The organism is Roseateles noduli, from assembly GCF_050626985.1.
GTDB classification, from domain to species: domain Bacteria; phylum Pseudomonadota; class Gammaproteobacteria; order Burkholderiales; family Burkholderiaceae_C; genus Roseateles; species Roseateles noduli_A.
Genome location: NZ_CP192463.1, coordinates 2,679,972 through 2,696,234, shown reverse-complemented (window position 1 = coordinate 2,696,234; position 16,263 = coordinate 2,679,972). Strand labels below are relative to the sequence as shown.

General features: G+C 69.5%; 12 protein-coding genes. 2 read left to right on the top strand and 10 right to left on the bottom strand.

Annotated features, from left to right (window positions below; all coding sequences use genetic code 11):
- Nucleotides 1-166 precede the first annotated feature (166 nt).
- On the bottom strand, nucleotides 167-3,004 hold the full coding sequence (prsT, locus tag ACQ4L4_RS11865) for an XrtA/PEP-CTERM system TPR-repeat protein PrsT (RefSeq protein ID WP_431104429.1): 2,838 nt from the start codon (nucleotides 3,002-3,004) through the stop codon (nucleotides 167-169).
- 121 nt (nucleotides 3,005-3,125) lie between these two features.
- Nucleotides 3,126-3,620, bottom strand: a complete 495-nt coding sequence (locus ACQ4L4_RS11860; RefSeq protein WP_297528740.1) for a YajQ family cyclic di-GMP-binding protein — start codon at nucleotides 3,618-3,620, stop codon at nucleotides 3,126-3,128.
- 103 nt (nucleotides 3,621-3,723) lie between these two features.
- Here ACQ4L4_RS11860 and murB point away from each other — a divergent pair, with 103 nt between their 5' ends.
- Nucleotides 3,724-4,794: a UDP-N-acetylmuramate dehydrogenase gene (gene murB / locus ACQ4L4_RS11855; RefSeq protein WP_431104428.1), complete on the top strand. Its 1,071-nt coding sequence runs from the start codon at nucleotides 3,724-3,726 to the stop codon at nucleotides 4,792-4,794.
- Here the strand turns inward: murB and ACQ4L4_RS11850 are convergent, their stop codons facing one another.
- The 5 genes from ACQ4L4_RS11850 to ACQ4L4_RS11830 all read right to left on the bottom strand — a co-directional run bounded on the left by ACQ4L4_RS11850 (nucleotide 4,795) and on the right by ACQ4L4_RS11830 (nucleotide 10,168).
- On the bottom strand, nucleotides 4,795-5,139 hold the full coding sequence (locus tag ACQ4L4_RS11850; protein ID WP_431104427.1) for a hypothetical protein: 345 nt from the start codon (nucleotides 5,137-5,139) through the stop codon (nucleotides 4,795-4,797).
- Between the two features lie 116 nt (nucleotides 5,140-5,255).
- Nucleotides 5,256-6,095, bottom strand: coding sequence for a hypothetical protein (locus ACQ4L4_RS11845; RefSeq protein ID WP_431104426.1), 840 nt, complete (start codon nucleotides 6,093-6,095; stop codon nucleotides 5,256-5,258).
- On the bottom strand, nucleotides 6,092-7,555 hold the full coding sequence (locus ACQ4L4_RS11840) for an AAA family ATPase (RefSeq protein WP_431104425.1): 1,464 nt from the start codon (nucleotides 7,553-7,555) through the stop codon (nucleotides 6,092-6,094). The genes ACQ4L4_RS11845 and ACQ4L4_RS11840 overlap by 4 nt, the downstream gene beginning before the upstream one ends.
- Nucleotides 7,556-7,694: 139 nt before the next feature.
- Nucleotides 7,695-9,620 (bottom strand): ATP-binding protein, encoded by a 1,926-nt coding sequence (locus tag ACQ4L4_RS11835; protein ID WP_431104424.1) that lies wholly within the window; start codon nucleotides 9,618-9,620, stop codon nucleotides 7,695-7,697.
- Nucleotides 9,621-9,622: 2 nt separating this feature from the next.
- Nucleotides 9,623-10,168, bottom strand: coding sequence for a hypothetical protein (locus ACQ4L4_RS11830; protein ID WP_431104423.1), 546 nt, complete (start codon nucleotides 10,166-10,168; stop codon nucleotides 9,623-9,625).
- Nucleotides 10,169-10,508: 340 nt separating this feature from the next.
- Here ACQ4L4_RS11830 and ACQ4L4_RS11825 point away from each other — a divergent pair, with 340 nt between their 5' ends.
- Nucleotides 10,509-12,221 (top strand): long-chain fatty acid--CoA ligase, encoded by a 1,713-nt coding sequence (locus tag ACQ4L4_RS11825; protein WP_431104422.1) that lies wholly within the window; start codon nucleotides 10,509-10,511, stop codon nucleotides 12,219-12,221.
- A 169-nt stretch (nucleotides 12,222-12,390) separates the two neighbouring features.
- On the opposite strand, the gene ACQ4L4_RS11820 is transcribed toward ACQ4L4_RS11825, so the two are convergent.
- The 3 genes from ACQ4L4_RS11820 to ACQ4L4_RS11810 form a co-directional block, all read right to left on the bottom strand.
- Entirely contained in the window at nucleotides 12,391-13,239 is an 849-nt protein-coding gene (locus tag ACQ4L4_RS11820) for a DUF924 family protein (RefSeq protein ID WP_431104421.1), read from the bottom strand.
- Complete coding sequence (locus ACQ4L4_RS11815) at nucleotides 13,236-15,392, bottom strand: prolyl oligopeptidase family serine peptidase (RefSeq protein ID WP_431104420.1); 2,157 nt, start codon at nucleotides 15,390-15,392, stop codon at nucleotides 13,236-13,238. The genes ACQ4L4_RS11820 and ACQ4L4_RS11815 overlap by 4 nt, the downstream gene beginning before the upstream one ends.
- A gap of 136 nt (nucleotides 15,393-15,528) precedes the next feature.
- A complete protein-coding gene (locus tag ACQ4L4_RS11810) occupies nucleotides 15,529-16,089 on the bottom strand; it encodes a YaeQ family protein (RefSeq protein ID WP_431104419.1) in 561 nt (186 codons plus the stop codon).
- Nucleotides 16,090-16,263: the final 174 nt, after the last annotated feature.

The window sequence follows — 16,263 nt, the reverse complement described above, 5'->3', positions numbered from 1 at the left end:
TGATCGGAGTGTCAGATTCGTTCGACCTTCATTTAGCAAGGCCCGGGCCAACGTCTTGAATGCCTTGCGGCACAAGCACTTGCCGTTGGATGTGTCCGCTCTTGGAACGGGACTGTAAGTTCTTCCGACAAGCGCAGGAACCCCTCACCAGAGGGGCTTTCCGCCCTCAGCGCAGAGTCTGGCTCAAGGCCAGCGCCTCCTTGTGACTGTCGAACGCGGAGCTGCGCAGCGCGGCATCCAGTTCCTCGCGGGCTTCGGCCTTGCGCCCGGCCTTGGCCAGCGCCGCGGCGAGGTGGTAGCGGATGTCCGGGCTGTTGGGTTCCCGCAGGCGCGCATCGCGCAGCAGGGGCAGCGCGCGCTCGCCGTTGCCGGCCAGGTGGTAGGCCCAGCCGGCCGTGTCGATCACGGACGGGTTGCGCGGGTCCAGCGCCAGGGCCTTTTCGGCCATCGCCGCCGCGGCCGCCGCCTCGCCCTGACGGATCATCGTGCTCGCCAGGTTGTTCAGCGCCTCGACGTCATTGGGTCTGAGCTTCAGCGCGGACTCGTAGCTGCGCCGGGCCGCCGGGAACGCCCCGGCGCGCGCCTGGGCGTCGCCCAATGCCTTCCAGGCCGCGAGGTCGGCCGGACGCGTCTTCAGCCAGCGTTCGGCCAGGTCCTGGGCGGCCTTGCCGCTCGCGTCCTGCCGGCTCAAGGCCCGCATCAGCGCCAGCAGGCTGCCGCTGGTGGGCTGGACTTCATGGGCCTTGCGCAGCGCTTCCAGCGCCTGGGCGGGCTGCTTGCGAGCCTGCGCCACGTCCGCCAGCAGCGAATATCCAAGCGCCATCTGGGGCCGCAGCTGGATCACCTGCTTCGCCTGCTTCTCGGCCAGCGCCAGATTGCCCTGCTGCATCGCGACCGTCGAGGACAAGGCCAGGGCGCTGACATGCTGCGGCGCGGTCTGCAGCGCCTTGTCCAGGCTGTAGGCGGCGCCGACCAGGTCGCGCGCATCCAGTTGCAGTCCGGCGATCTGCGCGAGCGGATCCGCGCCGAATCCCGACCGCCGCGCCGCGCTGGTCAGCGTCGCCGTGGCGCCCTTGACGTCGCGGTTCGCGAGCTGCGCCCGGGCGTAGGTGATCAGCGTCTGCGGATCGTCGGGTGCCTTGCCGAGCAGCTTGCGGGCCGCTTCCAGCGCCGGTCCCGGCTGTTCCTGCTTCAGCAGCCAGGCGACCAGCGCCTGGTCCGCCCGCGTGTTGCGCGAGGTGCTCACGTCGGTGGCCTTGGACAGCCAGCGCTGCACCTCGGCCGTCTGGCCGCGGGCCTCGCTCAGCAGCGCCATCTCATAAAGCGCCTCGGCGTTCTTCTCGTCCGTCTTCAACAGGGCCGTCAACCGCGTCTGGGCCGCGTCGAACTGGCGCTCGGTGATGTCGACGCGCACCAGCCCGAGCTGCGCCTCGACCAGGCCGGGGTCGAGCTGACTGGCCTTCTGATAGGCCTCGCGCGCGCCGGCCGCGTTGTTGGCCGCCCGGCGCGCCACGCCGAGCTGGATCCACGCCGTCGGGTTGTTCGGATCCTGCTTGACCAGCTTGTCCGCGATGCCGACGGCCTTGGCCGTCTGCCCGCCGCGCAGGTAGAGCGAGACCAGCGCCATGCCCGCGTATACCTGGCGCGGGTCGCGCTGGAAGGCCTTTTCCAGCTCGCCGACCGCGTCGCCGGACTGGCCGCCGCGCAGCAGCGACAGACCGAGCGCGGTGCGGAACTCCGGCGCGTCCCGCGACTTCAGCGCCTCCTGCATCAAGGTGGCGGCGCGCGCATGGCGGCCCTGCGCCATCTGCAGCGTGGCCATCATCACGAGCGCCTGGCCGTCGCCGGGGTAGGCCTTGAGGTAGGACTCCAGCACCTCGCCGGCACGGTCGAGATTGGGCTCCGCCACATAGACCTGCGCCAGCAGCTTGGACAGCGGGCTGTTGGGTGTCTGGCGCTGGGCGTATTCGAGGTAGGGCTTGGCCTTCTCCATCTCGCCCAGGCCGTAATGGGCCAGGCCGTTGAGCATCAGGGCCTGGGGTCGGAAGCGGATGAACTCGATCGGCACCGGATCCAGCTCGGCGGTGACGGCCTTCAGCGCGGCCTTGGCCGCGGCGGCATCGTTGCGGCGCTCGGCGAGCACGGCGCTCAGGTAGAGGGCGCGGGGCTCGCTGGGGACCAGCTTCAACCCGGACTGGACCTGCGTCAGCGCTTCCGCGTCGCGGTTCAGGTCGATCAGCAGGCCGCCGCGCGCCAGTTGCGCCTCGAGGTGGCGCGGGTCGGCCGCGATCGCGCGTTCGTAGCCCTTGAGCGCTTCATCGAGCTTGCCCTGCACATGCGGCACGGTGGCGCGCTGGTAGAGCGCCTCGCTGTTGCCCGGTGCCAGCCGCAGCGCCTGGTCGGCGGCGGCGGTGGCCTGGTCGAACTGCCGCGCGCGCAGGCGCAGCGGCACCTCGGCCAGCCAGGTGTCGGCGTTGTCCGGAGGAATGGCGCGCGCCAGGTCGATCTGGGCCTGCGCCCGCGTCGGGTCGCCGAGGTCCGAGGCCGCCGCCGCGCGCACCAGCAGCAGCGGCTTGCGGATGTTGTCGGGCAGGCCGTCGGGGACGAGCGCCGGCAGCTTGAACACGTCGGGCTGCTTGCCCTGCGCGACCAGCGCCTGCGCCAGCGGCACGGCCACTTCGGCGCGGTTGATGCCTTGCGACAGCGCCTCGTTGAACTCGATCTCGGCGGCCGCGGCCTCGCCGCGCATCAGCAGCGCCTTGCCCAGCAGCACATGCACCGCCAGCATCCGGGCGTCCTGCTGCAGCGCGTTCTTGAGCTGGATGACGGCGCCGTCGAGGTCCTGGCGTTCGAAGCGCTTGAGCGCGTCCTCGTAATAGCGCGCGGCCTTGGCGCTGTCCGCCTGCGCCGCCGGAGCGCACAGCGCCAGCAGCGCCGCCGCAAACGCCGCCGTCAACGCCGCAGCGGCGGGACGTCGCCAGCCAGGCTTGCGAAGAGTGCTCATGTCGTCCCCCGGGGATGTTGTTCTGTTGCGCGGCGGATGCCGTCGCGGCGCGCAGGCGGGCAGGGCGCCCGCGTGGCGGAGCGGGACCGGCGCCGGATGGCCGCCCGGTCCGCGCCGAGGATCACTTGCGGTAGTTGTCGAAGCTCAGCGGCAGATCGGGCAGCGCCTTGCGCAGCGCGGCCTGCGCGCCCTGCAGGTCGTCCAGCGACTTGCCGGTGATGCGCACGATGTCGCCCTCGATCTGGGCCTGCACCTTGAGCTTGCTTTCCTTGATCGCGGCGACGACCTTCTTGGCCTCGGGCGCCTCCAGGCCGTTCTTGATCTTGTAGACCTGCTTGACGCGGTCGCCGCCGAGCTTCTCGATCTTGTCCTGCTTGTCGACGAAGCCGAGCACGACGCCCTGCTTGGTCAGCTTCGAATAGAGCACGGCCTCGATCTGCTCGAGCTGGAACTCGGCGTCGCCGGTGGCGTGGACTTCCTTTTCCTTGTCCTTCCACTCGATGGCGGCGCTGGTGCCCTTGAAGTCGAAGCGGGTCGCGATTTCCTTGGCGCTGGCGTCCACGCTGTTGCGGACCTTCACCATGTCGGGTTCGAGGACGGTGTCAAAGCTGGGCATGTGTACGGCTCTTTCAGAGGGGGAGGGCGGCGACCGGTTGTCGGGGGCTCGCCTCCGAGGGGATCTTCGAGGCTATTCGGGGATCTGGGCGAGAATTCTAGCCATGCAGTCTCCCGCCATCCCCCCCTCGACCGAGCGCCGCGAGGGCGTCGTCATCGAGCACGACGTCAACCTCAAGCCCTACAACACCTTCGGCCTGCCCGCGACGGCGCGCCGGCTGGTGCGCATCCGCGAGGAACTGGACGTCCGCCGCGTTGTCGACCATCCGGAACTGGGCCGCGCGCCGAAGTTCGTCCTGGGCGGCGGGTCGAACCTCGTGCTGACGCGGGATGTCGATGCGGTCGTGCTCAAGATGGAGATCATGGGCCTGAGCGTCGAGGAGCGCGACGACTGCTGGATCGTCGAGGCCGGCGCCGGCGTGCCCTGGCACGAAGCGGTCGCCGGGTCGCTGGCGCAGGGCGTGCCGGGGCTGGAGAACATGGCGCTGATCCCCGGGACCGTCGGGGCCGCGCCGGTGCAGAACATCGGCGCCTACGGCGTCGAGCTGAAGGACCGGCTGGAGAACGTGGACGTCGTCGACCTGACGACGGGGCGCCGCGTGACGCTACCCGCGGCGGTGTGCCGCTTCGGCTACCGCGACAGCGTGTTCAAGCAGACCGGCTACGGCGGCCTCGCGGGCAAGAGCGTGATCACCAAGGTGCGCCTGCGCTGTCCCAAACCCTGGCAGCCGCAGCTGGGCTACCTGGACATCGAACGCAAGATGGCCGAGACCGGCATCACGGCGCCCGACGCGCGCCAGGTGTTCGAGTGGATCTGCGAAATCCGCCGGGCCAAGTTGCCGGACCCGGCGCGCATCGGCAACGCGGGCAGCTTCTTCAAGAATCCCGTGGTCAGCGCGGAACAGTGCCGCGACATCATTGCGCGCGACCCGCACATCGTGCATTACCCGATGCCTGACGGCAGCTTCAAGCTGGCCGCGGGCTGGCTGATCGATGCCTGCGGATGGAAGGGCAAGAGCGTCGGCGGCGCGGCGGTGTACGAGAAGCAGGCCCTGGTGCTGGTGAATCGCGGCGAGGCCCGCGGCGCCGAGGTCGTCACGCTGGCGCGGGCGATCCAGGAAAGCGTCTACGGCCGCTTCGGCATCCGGCTGGAACCCGAGCCGGTGGTCGTCTGATCAGATCCAGTGGAAGCCTTTGGCCATGACGGCGACGAGGCTGAGCGCGACAGTGATGAGCGCGCCGAACAACAACCGGAAGTCGTGGGTGCGGATCGCCGTGATGTCGGCGCGCATCTCCTTTCGGAACTCGCGAAACTCACTCTTCAACTCGCTGACTTCGTTCTTCAATCCATGCACGTGGGTCTCCAGGACCGCCACCCTGACGGCAAGGCCGCGATCGTGGGTCGGCACCGAGGCGCGGTCAATGGCCTCGACAGGTAGAGTCAGGTGATGTGGCGACGTCATGCGAGGATCTCCGGCAACACCTGACCCCATGAACGCATTGGACATGGGACTGCTCATCGGGTGGCTCCTGATAGGACGAAAGGAATGCGTCCAATGTCTGCCGAATCGGCGCGAGGCGCTAGTCGAAAAGCCGCCCTCCGAAGAGGGGTTGAAGGGGGCAGACCTTTGGGGGATCAGGAGAGCAATCCCCACGTCCGCAGAAAATGCCGCGTCATCGCCGCGAACGGCTGATCGCCGTCGGCGCGGCGGCGGATGCCGGCGAGGACCTTCGCCGCGTTCGGTGACGCCGGATCCATCTCCTGGAACGCAAGCGCCAGCGTGCGCAGCAGGTCGAAGTGATTCCAGCGCAGGCGCAGCAGCTCCGTGCGGTTGAGTCCTAGCACCTCTTCGGCCGCCTTCGCCGCGGCCTTGGCTTTCGCTGAACGTCCTCGCGCGGTGAGCCAGACCTCCTTGGTCTCTTCGATCGCGTTCCACGACAGCAGCTTCTCGGGATCGACGAGGTAGGGATCCGGAAGATGCGGCTGCTCGCCCGCGAAGAAGCGCTTCAGCGATGCGTCCGTGGCGCTCGCGGGATCGAGGCAGAAGCTCGCGGCGAGCGCCGCCGCCTTGGCCGCGTCGATGGGCTGTGCGGCCGGCATGCGTGGTGGCTTCAATCGCGCGCCGGTGACCGGAAAGCTGTTGCCCTTGTAGACCTGGTTGCACACCTGGCAGCTGAAGGTGTAGTTGTCGACGCAGTAGGCGAGCCACCAGTACAGGTCCTTCGGCCGGAAGTGCTCGACGTCGCCATGCGCGACCACGGCCGTGTCGGCCTCGCAGTACGCGCACTTGCCAGCCGAATCGAGCCTGAGCGCGGGCTTCGCGGTCGACCAGATCTGGCGCGCCTTGGGCTTGAAGTCGACCCGGCCGCCGTCCTCGTAGAAGTAGCCCTCGAGCTTGAGCAGCCGCTGCTGCAGCTTGGCGCCGGTGAACGCGCCCAGGCTCGCGGCGTCGCGGCCGCGCCGCAGGCGGATCACTTCGAGCGCTCCACCCGCTTCACCGCCGCCCTCAGCTTGGTCGGTGACAGCGCCGGTGCCGGTGCCGGTGCCGGTGCTGGCTTGGCCGGCTTCCGATCGGCTGTGGTACCCGAGGACTTCTTCGCCACGGGCTTGCCGGCCGCGGCCTTCGTGGCGGGCGCGGACTTCGCCGCCTGCTTCGCGATCGTCGTCTTGAGTTCCTTCAGCAGCGCGGTCTGCTGCCGCGCGTAATCGGGCACCGCGTCCCATTCGGGCGCGACGCGAAGCACCTCGGCGCTGCGCTGCAGTTGCGTGCGCTCGCGCGAGGTCAGCGCCTTGCCTTGCGTCTTCGTCTTCGTGTGCAGCTTGCGGGCCGTGTTCCGCGCGGTTTCCACCGCCACCGAGTCCATCGACTCCAACCCGAACATCGGGCTCATCAGCAGCTGGTGCAGCATCATGAGCCGCGGCTCGCCGACGAAGGGCACCAGCGTCGGCCGCTGCTTCGGGCCTTCGCGTCGGATGACGAAGAGCTCGCCTTCACCGCTCTGCTGCGCGGTCAGCGCCGAGTGCGTCGTCGCGATGAACTGGAAGTGCGGCAGCAGGGTCGACAGGAAGTCCACCAGTTGCCGACGCCACACCGGGTGCAGGTGCAGGTCGAGCTCGTCGATCAGCAGCACGCCGCGCGTGGCCAGCGGATCCTTGCGATCGGGGAAGGCTTCGGTGATGCGGAAGAGCAGGTCGCCGCACCACGCCGCCATGTTCTGGTAGCCGTCGGACAGCTGGTTCAACGGCACTTCGCCGTCGACCGTCCTGAACATCAACTGCCCCGACTCCTTGTCGATGCGCGAGAAGTTCATGCCCCGCATCAACTGGTTGAGCGCCGCGCGGATCGGCGCCAGCGCCGCGTCGCCGCGCCGGTAGTCGAGGTCCATGGCCCAGCGCTGCAGCGACACCAGCGACGCCTCCGGCGAGAACATCGAGGCCAGCGCCCGTGCCCGCGACGAGCGCGCCGAATCGTCCAGCGGACCGCTTGAGCGCTTGCCGCCCTCCGGCGGGCGGCGCGAGACGCCGTAGCCCAGCACGAAGTAGTTGCGGTCGGTATGGCGGATCGCCGCGTCCAGGGCTTCCAGGGTCTGCGCGTTGCGCTCGAAGATCTCGCGCAGGCCGTCGCCGCGATGCAGCTCCAGCGCGATCTCGCGCGGTTCGCCTTTGGCCGTCACCAGCGTGCCGGCGATGCGGCATTGCCGCGCGCCGTTGCGGATCCAGCTGTCGGTGTCGCCGAGCAGTTCCGGCAAGGCCTCGCTGCCCGCCAGCAGCAGGCCGATCGCACGCAGCACGGTGCTCTTGCCGCAGCCGTTCTCGCCGAGCAGGAGCGTCCAGCGCCGGTTCGTTCCGGCCGGCGCGTCCGGACCGGCGCCGAAGTCGATCGCCAGCGACGCCATCGAGCGCACGTTGGTCAGCGCGATCCGGGACAGGTACATGGGCGGGGCTCTCCGTGGTGGAGAGGGACTATAAGAGAAGGCTCGTGGTCTTCAACGAAGACGGTCCGCCGTGCCGTCGGCGCGGCCGGGCCATTTCCGAGGCGCTTTCAAGCCACTTTCAAGCCACTTCCAAGCCGTTTCAGGCAGCTTCAGGTCGCGCCCGCGACGGCGCCAGCGTCTGCAGGCACGCGCGCAGCGTCTCCAGCTCGACCGGCTTGGCGAGGAAGGCGCTGATGCCGGCCTCGTCGGCCTTGCGGCGCGACTCCTCGAACGCGTCCGCCGAGAACGCGATGATCGGCAGCCGGCCTCGCGGCGCCGGCAGTTCGCGGATCAGCCGGGTCGCCTCGAAACCGTCCATCTGCGGCGTGTGCAGATCCATCAGCACGATGTCGAACGGTTGCTGACGCAACGCATGCAGCGCCTGCAAGCCGTTCTCGCACAGCGTCGGATGATGGCCGAGCCGCTCCAGCATCGCCTCGATGACGATGCGGTTGGTCGGGTTGTCCTCGCTGACCAGCACGCGCAGGCCGGTGACCGGCTGGGCGGCGTCCGCCGCGTCCTGCGCCGCAGGGTAGGCGTTGGCCGCATTCGAGGCCTCCGCAACACCTGGCACCATGCGCCCCGGTGGCAGCTCCGCACCGGCGCGCAGCGGCAGCGCGAGCGTGAAGCGCGCCCCTTGGCCGACCACGCTCTGCACGTGGATGTCGCCGCCCATCGCACGCGCCAGCCGGCGCGAGATCTCCAGCCCCAGCCCCGCGCCGCCGTGGCGCCGCGAGGTGCTTGCGTCGCCCTGGCTGAAGCGCTGGAACAGCCGCGCCTGCGTCTGCGCGTCGATCCCGGGCCCGGTGTCGCTGACCTCGACCATCAGCAGGTCCTCGCCCAGCGCGCCCACGCCGCACCGCATCTGGCAGCCGACCTGACCGCGGTCGCAGAACTTCAGCGCGTTGCTGAGCAGGTTCAGCAGGATCTGGCGCAGCCGCGTCGGATCGGCCAGCAACCAGCCGGGCACGTCGTCGTCGACGCCGAAATGCAGCGACAGTCCCTTGGCCGCCGCCTGCGGCCGGCTCAGCGCCTCGAGTTCCTTCATTAGCGCGCCCGGCTGCAGCGGCTCCGGCGCGATCGACAGGCCGCCGGCCTCCATGCGCGTCACGTCCAGGATGTCGCCCAGGACCGCCAGCAGATGGCGCGCGCAGTCGTTCGCGGCCTTCAACTGCTCCTGCTGCGCGGACGTCAACGGCGCTTCCTTGATCAGCCCGAGCATGCCCAGCAGCCCCTGCAACGGCGTGCGCAGCTCGTGGCTCATGTTGGCAAGGAACACCGTCTTGGCGCGGTTGGCCGCGTCGGCCTCGCGCTGCGCGTCGATGAGCCGGGCGGCCAGCGCCTTCTGCTTGTCGCCGTAGCGCTCCAGGCCGCGGAACTGGCGGTAGATGACGGCCGCGAACAGCAGCGTCATCGCCGACAGCGCCGCCGTCAGGCCCAGGCTCACGCGGCTCTGGTTGCGCACGATGTCGTTGCGCCGGGTGACGTCCTCGGCGACGTGGTGCGTCGAGGTCAGCGACAGGTCGCGGATCGGATCGGCCAGCGGCTCCAGCCGGTCGATGATCGCGACGATCCGCTCCGGATGCTCGCGGATCAGCGCGCCGTTGAGCGGCAGCGCATCGGCCCAGCGCACGAAGTCCTGCGTGCGCGCGAGCGTGCGCTGGTAGTCCGGGTGATGCGCCAGCACGAGCGCGGCGTGTTCGCTCTCCACCAGGTTCAGGCGGCTGACGAAGATCTCGTAGCGCTGCGCGACCTGGTCGGGATCGACCGCCACGCTGGGCCCGGCGGCCTGCTCGAGCGCCAGGCGCAGCTTCAGGTATTCGGTCTCGAACTGGAACAGGCTCCAGACGAGGTAGTCGTCCTGGTAGCGCCGCGTGCCGTTGAGCGCCTCGTACTGGCGCGCCTGCAGCCAGGCGACGCCCGCGAGCGCCAGCACCAGCAGCAGGCCCATCGCGGAGACGGCGATGCGCCAGCGGCGCTTGGCGCTGGCCTTGGCGCTCAAGAGGCGGGCGGCGTCACGTGTCATGCTCAGCGCAGCTCCAGGTGGGTGAGCTGCCACGCCGAGCGACCGTAGAAGATGCTGTTGCGCAGTTCGGGCGCGCGGTCGAATGGGTAGATCAGGAACAGCGGGCCCTTGTCGCGCACGGCCATGGGCTTGTCGTCGATCAGCCGCGCGACGATCACGTCGTAGCGCGCGCTGTCGTCGAAGGGAATGCTGACGCGGTAGTCGTTGAGCGCGCGGGCCTCGATCGTGCGGCCCTGCGCGCCGGCGGCGGCGAGCACGTCGCGCAGCAGCGGGCCGGTGAACTTGCGCGGGCTCGGGTACCAGGGGGTCTGTGTGCTGAAGCTGACCTGCGGCAGCCTTTCGAGCATGGCCATGTCGAAGGCGGCACGGCCGTCGCGGTTGGCGTTGCGCAGCGCGCCGCCGACGGTCAGCACGACCGGACCGGCGGGCAGGTCCAGCGGCGGCGCGGCGGGGATCGCCCACGCCGTCGATGCGTCGGTGGATCCCAGGACACAGGTCAACAGCCCCAGCAGGGTGGAACGGCGCGCGATCAGCATGGACGGAGGCACGACCCGGCCTCGCATCGACGCTGCCGGACCGGAAGCGGATGCCGTACGGGACATTGGTGAAAGCCCGCATGCTACGCGCGGCGCCCGCGCGGAGCATCTACGGGACCACCCCAATGGCGGGGATGCAGTCTTGTTTACGCCACACCGCGCCCGAGGCGGTTCCGCTGTGGGCGCCCCGCGTCGTTGCAAATCCTCGCCATAGCTGGGCTATGGCTGTGGTTTGCGCCTAGCGCTGCATCCCACAGCGGAACCGCCTCGGGCGCGGTGTTGTCGCTGCCGTGACAAGGTGGGTCGTGAGACCGGCTGAAGATCGGTCCAAACAATGACAGGAGACAGATCGATGACGCGCGTGGTCACCCCCCGTCCCGAGAACGCCGACGTGCAGTACAGCCATTGGCCGGCCAGGTTGCCGCGGCGGCTGGCGATTCCGCGGACCTCGCTGTGGTTCAACCTCGAGGTCGCCGCGAACCGCTATCCGGACAAGGCGGCGACGCAGTTCCTCGGTGCGACGCTGAGCTTGCGCGAGATGCGCCGCCAGGCCGAGGCGCTCGCCGGCTGGTTGCGGGCGCAGGGCGTGGGCAAGGGCGACCGCGTCGCGCTGTTCTTGCAGAACTGCCCGCAGTACCTGATCGCGTTCTATGCGATCAACCGCGCCGACGCGGTCGTGGTGCCGGTCAATCCGATGAACCGCGAGGACGAGTTCGGCCATTACCTGACCGATCCCGAGACCAAGGTCGTGATCTGCAGCGGCGAGCTCGCCGGCATCGTCGCGAAGGCCGCCGGCAAGCTGCCCGAATCGCAACGGCCGCGCGCGGTGCTGGTGACGCAGTATTGGCAGATGCTGCCGCCCGCCGGCCCCGATCCCGCCTGCGATGCGCCCGAGGCGATGCGCGCCTGGCTGACCGCCGTGCACGAGCTGCCGCCGGGCGCGACCGACTGGCGTGAGGCGATCGCCGCCGGCCTCGTGCCGGGGCCGCACACCGCGGGGCCGGACGATCTCGCGATGCTGCCCTACACGTCGGGCACCACCGGTCTGCCCAAGGGCTGCGTGCACACGAACGCGACACTGATGGCCAACAGCTGCGGCGGTTGCCAGTGGGGCTATGCCAGCGCGGAATCGGTGGGACTGGCGGTGGTGCCGATGTTCCACATCACCGGCACGCTCTACGGGGTGCTGGGCCCCGTGTTCATCGGCATGACGCTCGTGATCATGCCGCGCTGGGACCGCGAGCTCTGCGGGCGGCTGATCTCGCGCTACCAGGTCACGCACTGGACCTGCATCCCGACGATGATCATCGACCTGTTCGCCAGCCCCAACTACAAGTCCTTCGACCTGCGCAGCCTGCGCTACCTGAGCGGCGGCGGGGCGGCGATGCCAAAGGCCGTGGCGGAGCGGTTGCAGGACGAGTTCGACCTGACCTTCGCCGAAGGCTACGGCCTGACCGAGACCGCCGCGCCCAGCCATGGCAATCCGCCCGAGCGCGCGAAGCTGCAGTGCCTCGGCATCCCGATCTTCGGCGTCGATTCGCGCATCGTGGATCCGACGACGCTCGAGGAACTGCCGGTCGGCGAGGTGGGCGAGATCATCACGCACGGCCCGATGGTGTTCCAAGGCTACTGGCGGCAACCGGAAGCGACCGACGCAGCCTTCGTCGAGCTCGACGGCAAGCGCTTCTTCCGCACCGGCGACCTGGGACGCATGGACGAGGAGGGCTACTTCTTCATCACCGACCGGCTCAAGCGGATGATCAACGCCAGCGGCTACAAGGTCTGGCCGTCGGAAGTCGAGATGCTGCTGTACCGCCATCCGGCCGTGCAGGAGGCCTGCATCATCGCGGCCAAGGACGCCTATCGCGGCGAGACGGTGAAGGCCGTCGTCGTGCTGCGCGCCGAGGCCAAGGGCAAGACCACCGACAAGGACATCATCGATTGGGCCCACGAACACATGGCCGCCTACAAGGCGCCGCGCATCGTGGAGTTCGTCGACACGCTGCCCAAGTCGGGGTCGGGGAAGGTCATGTGGCGGCTGCTGCAGGAGAAGGAACCGACTTAGGAGCTCCTCGCCGACTGCCCTCGGGCAGGGCCGGGGCAGGCGACTCCCGTCGTGCCTCGGGCGCTCAACTCCCTTCGCTCACCTCCGGCTCGCTGCGGTCAGACAGAACGCGCCTGGTCAGTCTTGACGGCACGACTTCGTCGCCTGCCCCGGCCCTGCCCGAGGGCAGTCAGAATCGCGAACCGGGCTGTTGCAGGAACTCACTCTCCTCGGGGGTGCTCTCGCGGGCGAGGATCTCGTTGCGGTGCGGGAAACGACCGAAACGGACAATGACGTCGCGGTGCCTGCGCGCGTAGTCCAGCGCGTCCTTCAGGCGCTCGTCCTCGGCGGCCAGCGTCTCGAAGATCGCGACGCTGCGGTCCTGCATCGCAAGGTCCTCGGCGTGCTCCAGCGGCATCGCGACGAACCAGCGCTCCAGCGTGCCGAGATCCTGCGCGCGCGGCAGCAGCGTCAGCGCGGCTTCCAGTGCGAGGGCGTCTCCGGCGAAGGCGGTCGGCGTGTCGCGGTGGACGTTGCGCGTGAACTGGTCCAGCACCAGGATCCGCGCCAGCGCGCCCCACGCCGTCGAGTCCCATTCGCGCAGGCCGCCGTGCAGCGCCTGGTCGATGACGGGGGCGAAGCGCTCGCGCAGCGCGGCGTCGAAGGCCGCATCCTTCTTGAACCACTTCATCTGGACCTGGCCGTCCTGCTCGCTGCCGGGCAGGCCGAACCACTCGTTGAGCACGCGCTGCGCCGGTGCCGGCGTCAGCAGCCGTTGCCAGCGCGGATGCCGCAGCAGCCAGTGCCTCACGTAGCTGCAGCCCGGCACCAGTTGCAGCGGGAACTCGGCCAGCCAGCGCGCGGCGGCCTCCACCAGCGCGGCGGCGAGGCCTTGCCCGCTCAGCTGCGCTGGGACGCCGGTGTGGGTGATGATCAGCTGTTCGCCGTGGCGCTCATAGTCGAGCCGGCATTGCAGTCCGGGTTGCGGCTGCGCAAGAAAGCATCTCGCGTCGGGATGATGCTGGATGACCAGATTCAAGATACGTCTCCACGAGGGGACTCCCTGCCGAGTTGCCGCCACAGGTAGGCGAACTCGAGGGCTTGCAACAGCGCCCGCTGCTGGTTGTCCGCAGCGCCGCCGTGGCCGCCCTCGATGTTTTCGTAATAGAAGCACGCCTGGCCCAACGCCAGCATGCGAGCCGCCATTTTCCTCGCATGGCCGGGATGCACGCGGTCGTCGCGCGTCGAGGTGGCGAACAGCGCCCTCGGATACGTGACGCCCGGCTTGAGCTGCTGGTAGGGGCTGTACGCGGCGATGTGCGCCCAGTCGTCGGGGTCGTCCGGGTCGCCGTACTCGGCCATCCAGGACGCGCCCGCCAGCAGCAGGTGATACCGCTTCATGTCGAGCAGCGGCACCTGGCACACCACCGCGCCGAACAGCTCCGGCCGTTGCACCATGCAGGCCCCGACCAGCAGCCCGCCGTTGCTGCCGCCCATGATGCCCAGCCGTTCAGGCCGCGTCAGGCCGTGGGCGATCAGGTCCTCAGCCACGGCGATGAAGTCGTCGAAGCTGCGCTGCTTGTGCTCGAGCGTCGCCGCCTGGTGCCAGCGCGGGCCGTACTCGCCGCCGCCGCGGATGTTGGCGACCACCAGTTGCCCGCCGCGCGCGAGCCACGCCCGGCCGTTGCCGCCCGAGTACCACGGCTGCAGCGAGACCTCGAAGCCGCCGTAGCCGTAGAGCAGCGTCGGCGTCTCCTGCTGCGCCTGCGCGCTGCGGCCGCGCTTGCCGATGACGAAGTAGGGCACCGTCTCGCCGTCGGCGCTGGTGGCGAAGCGTTGCTCGACCGTCATGCCGTGGGCGTCGAACTGCGCGCCGCGCTGCTTCAGCGTCTCGCGCGTGTCGACGCCGGCCTGCGCCAGGCAGACGACATCGGGCGTCAGGAAATCGCAGTAGTGCAGCAGGTAGCGGTCGCCGAGCGCGTCCTCCAGCAGCTCCGGGTCGTGCAGGCTCTGCACGCTCAGCGTGCCGGGGAAGGGCGCCTTGACCTGGCGCAGCGTCGGCGGCCGGTGCGAGAGGTCCCATTCCTCGAGCCGGCTCGCGACGTGCTCGCTGACGTTGATCAGCAGGTGGTGGCGCGTCAGCGTGTAGTCCTCGAGCGAGCGGCCCGCCGTCGGCGAGAACATCACCCGGATGTGCTTGTCGTGCCGTTCGTTCTTCCAGAACGAGGCTTCCTCCATCAGCAGCAGCGAGCCCGACGGATAGGTCGGCCCGTGCGGGATGGCCCAGTCGGTGCGCGGACGCAGCAGCATCCATGGACCTTCCAGGTGGACGCTCATGTCGCTGGGCAGGTCGATCGGGACGAAGGCGCCGTCCTTCCAGAGGAAGCGCGCTTCGTTGTAGAAGTCCAGCGCGCGGCTGAAGACGACACGCTCGAAGCCGGGCGTTCGATCCACCGACGCGGAGACGGAGACGTCCGCCTTCTCGCCTTCGAAGATCACCGGCGCGGCGTCCAGCGGCGTACCGCGCGCCCAGCGCCGGACCTGCCGCGGATAACCCGACTCGGTCAGCGAGTCCGGCCCGAAATCGCTGCCGACCAGCAGCGTGTCGGCGTCCAGCCATTCGACGTCGCTCTTGGCCTCGGGCACGAAGAAGCCGCCGTCGGCCGGCGCGATGAAGCGCAGCGTCTCCAGGTCGAATTCGCGCAGCTCGTGCGCGTCGGCACCGCCGTCGGACAGCGACACCAGGCAGCGCCGGTATTCGGGCGCCAGCGCCGTCGCGCCGTGGAAGACCCAGCTGCGGCCCTCGTCGCGACCCAGCGCGTCCAGGTCCAGCACCAGGCGCCAGGGCGGTTCGGCGAGCTGGTATTCCTCCAGCGTGCAGCGCCGCCACAGGCCGCGCGGATGGACCTCGTCCTGCCACAGGTTGTAGAACCAGTCGCCGCGCCGCGCGACGTGCGGGATGCGGTCGCGGGCGTTGAGGATCTGCAGCAGTTCCTCGCGCACCGGCTCGAACTCGGACTCCGCCTTCAGCGCGGCGAGCGTGGCCTCGTTGCGTTCGCGCACCCATTGCAGCGCGCGTTCGCCTTCGTCGCCCTCGAGCGCTTCGAGCCACAGGAACGGATCGTCCCCGGCCGCGGAGGCTGCGGCGGAGGCGGCGGGTTCAATGGAAGCGGACGGCACGGGTGGCGACACAACGAACTCCTGATCGATGTCTTGCGCCCTCTCCCGCTTGCGGGAGAGGGCAGGGGCGAGGGCTGGGGTCGGCGCACTGCGACGTCACCGCGGCAGGCGTCATGCCTTGACCCCGGTCCTCACCTTACTCCAGGTCTCAGGCCTCGCGTTCCTTCAGCAGCTGCGGCGTGATCTCCACCGCGCCCTTCTCGGTGCTGACGTACGCCGTTCCGTCCTGGATGCTGACCTGCCACTGCATGCCGCGCTCGGCCAGTGCGGCCAACGCCTGGGCCTGCTCCGCCGGAATCTGCCACACGGCCAGCTTGGGCGTGCGCTGCAGCTTGTTCTGGATGCCGGCCCACCACACCGGCGTGCTGGACGCGTAGCCGATGACGGTGACGCGGTCCGCCCGGCCATGCGCCTGGCGCAGGCGACGTTCGTCGGGCTGGCCGAGTTCGATCCAGTGGACGACCTGGCCGGTCAGGTCGAGCTGCCACAGCGGCGGTTCGTCGACGTCGGACAGGCCCTTGCTGAACTCCAGCTTGCCGTGCAGGTCGTCGGCCGGCACGTTCAGCGCGTACGCGAGGATGCGCAGCATCATCCGCTCGTCGGTTTCCGACGGGTGGCGGGCGACGGTCAGGGAGTGCTCGCCGTAGACATGGCGGTCCATGTCGGAGAGCTGCAGCTGGGCTTTGTGGATGGTGGCCTTGAGCGCCATGGTGGGGTGCCGCCTGAGGCGGTCGTGTGCGGGGTGGACAGCCTGCCGTGCGGGCTGCACGCGGGCCGGAAACGATCTGAAGCGGCGCATTATCCGGGTCGTGGCATCATGCCGACCCGCACAGCGGACCGGTCGCGAGCCGGACGGTCCGTACCGACGAGACAGCGCCCATCC